Consider the following 1,921-nt stretch of genomic DNA (forward strand, 5'->3'; position numbering starts at 1 on the left):
GGTACCGTGTGAGTCTAATGACTCCTGCACCACTTTTCTTTTAAATTCCTCTGTATGTTTACGAAACGCTTTTACTTTCATGAGAACTGACTCCTAAATAGGTGTCTACTTTTATGGAGTCAGATCACTCTGATAGCTGATAGCTGATAGCTTTAACACTTATCTATCAAAGCTTAAAAAAACCTGCTTGCTTAATTATCCATCTAAGCGTAAAATGCGCGCTCATTTCGGCTTTTACACTATTAATTCCTTGCCTTAAACCGACCGGCCGAAACGGTAGAAGGCTCTATTAACCGTAAGGAATATCCATGCGTCATTACGAAATCGTATTCATGGTTCACCCTGATCAGAGTGAGCAAGTATCTGGTATGATCGAACGTTATACTGGTTCTATCACTGAAGCTGGTGGTACTATCCACCGTCTTGAAGACTGGGGCCGTCGTCAACTGGCTTACCCAATCAACAAGCTTCACAAAGCTCATTATGTTCTTATGAACGTTGAAGCACCTACTGAAGTAATCAGCGAGCTAGAAACTACTTTCCGCTACAACGATGCAGTGCTTCGTAACTTAGTTATGCGTACTAAAAATGCAGTAACTGAAGCGTCTCCTCTTGCAAGAGAAGAGAAGAAAGAAGCACCAGCTGCTTAATTGTTTTGAGTCCTAGCATGGCACGTAGTCAGCAGTTAATGTAATGGTTAGCCCATATATGAATCAGCTGGTTATATCGGGGGTTGTTTGTAAAACACCCAAGTTTAGCCAAAGCCCTGCAGGCATACCGCATTGTATTTTTGTTGTAGAACATAAATCGATGCAAACCGAAGCAGATCTTAACCGTAATAGTTACGTTAGGCTTCAGGTTGTTGCCAGTGGTAAGCAAATGCAACAACAGACTCAACATTTGCACGTTGGGCAGGCATTGCAAGTGAGTGGTTTTTTAAATCGCCACGAAGGTCGTAACGGCCTTAGCCAATTGGTTTTGCATGCTCAGCATATAGAAAGAATTATTTGAGGAATTAATCTCATGGCACGTTATTTCAGACGTCGTAAGTTCTGCCGCTTTAAAGCGGAAGGCGTACAACAAATCGATTACAAAGATCTAGCTACTCTTAGAAACTATGTTACAGAAAGTGGCAAAATCGTACCTAGCCGTATTACAGGTACTAGCGCTAAATACCAGCGCCAGCTAGCAACTGCTATTAAGCGTGCTCGCTACTTAGCCCTTCTTCCATACACTGACTTACATAAGTAAGCAGCGGATTAACAGTTTTTAAAAGGTGTAGAAACATGCAAGTTATTCTACTAGATAAGATCGCTAACCTAGGTGGCCTAGGTGACCAGGTTGTTGTTAAATCTGGCTTCGCACGTAACTTCCTTTTCCCGCAAGGTAAGGCAGTTCCTGCAACTAAAGCAAACATTGAAACGTTTGATGCTCGTCGCGCAGACTTAGAAGCGAAAATCGCTGAACAGTTAACTGCAGCACAAGCACGCGCTGACAAACTAGAAGCATTAGCAGAAGTTACTTTAGTATCTAAAGCTGGTGACGAAGGTAAGCTATTCGGTTCAATCGGTACTCGTGACATCGCTGACGCTATCTCAGCTGTTGGTGTTGAAGTTGCTAAATCAGAAGTTCGTTTACCTCACGGTACTATCCGTGAAACTGGCGAATTCGACGTTGCAATCGCAGTACACTCAGACGTAACAGCTACTATTAAAGTAATCGTTATTGCTGAAGCTTAATTTTTAATTAAGCCCAAAAAGCCGTGCTTTTAGCGCGGCTTTTTTGTATCTAAAATTTGTCTTGTCCTGAAATGTGTTTACACATTTAGGACTTATTTTATGAAAACCACTAAAACTAAAGACGTTAAGCGTACTCAGCGAGATTATACATTAGGCTTTAAATTATCTATTGTTGAGCAAGT

The 1,921-nt window shown here is 41.5% G+C and carries 4 protein-coding genes; all 4 read left to right on the forward strand.

From position 1 onward, the window contains the following. The first annotated feature begins 308 nt into the window (after positions 1 to 308). Genes rpsF through rplI form a run of 4 tightly spaced genes read left to right on the forward strand, consistent with a single transcriptional unit; the run spans position 309 to position 1,739 of the window. Positions 309 to 650, forward strand: coding sequence for a 30S ribosomal protein S6 (gene rpsF / locus PSI06_RS20825; RefSeq protein WP_004588455.1), 342 nt, complete (start codon positions 309 to 311; stop codon positions 648 to 650). Between the two features lie 43 nt (positions 651 to 693). Next, positions 694 to 1,011 (forward strand): primosomal replication protein N, encoded by a 318-nt coding sequence (gene priB / locus PSI06_RS20830; protein WP_004588456.1) that lies wholly within the window; start codon positions 694 to 696, stop codon positions 1,009 to 1,011. Between the two features lie 12 nt (positions 1,012 to 1,023). Further along, positions 1,024 to 1,251, forward strand: a complete 228-nt coding sequence (gene rpsR, locus PSI06_RS20835) for a 30S ribosomal protein S18 (protein WP_002962753.1) — start codon at positions 1,024 to 1,026, stop codon at positions 1,249 to 1,251. Between the two features lie 35 nt (positions 1,252 to 1,286). Next, entirely contained in the window at positions 1,287 to 1,739 is a 453-nt protein-coding gene (rplI, locus tag PSI06_RS20840) for a 50S ribosomal protein L9 (RefSeq protein ID WP_004588457.1), read from the forward strand. The last annotated feature ends 182 nt before the right edge of the window (positions 1,740 to 1,921 follow it).

Source organism: Pseudoalteromonas sp. GABNS16E, from assembly GCF_028598715.1.
Taxonomy (GTDB): Bacteria; Pseudomonadota; Gammaproteobacteria; order Enterobacterales; family Alteromonadaceae; genus Pseudoalteromonas; species Pseudoalteromonas atlantica.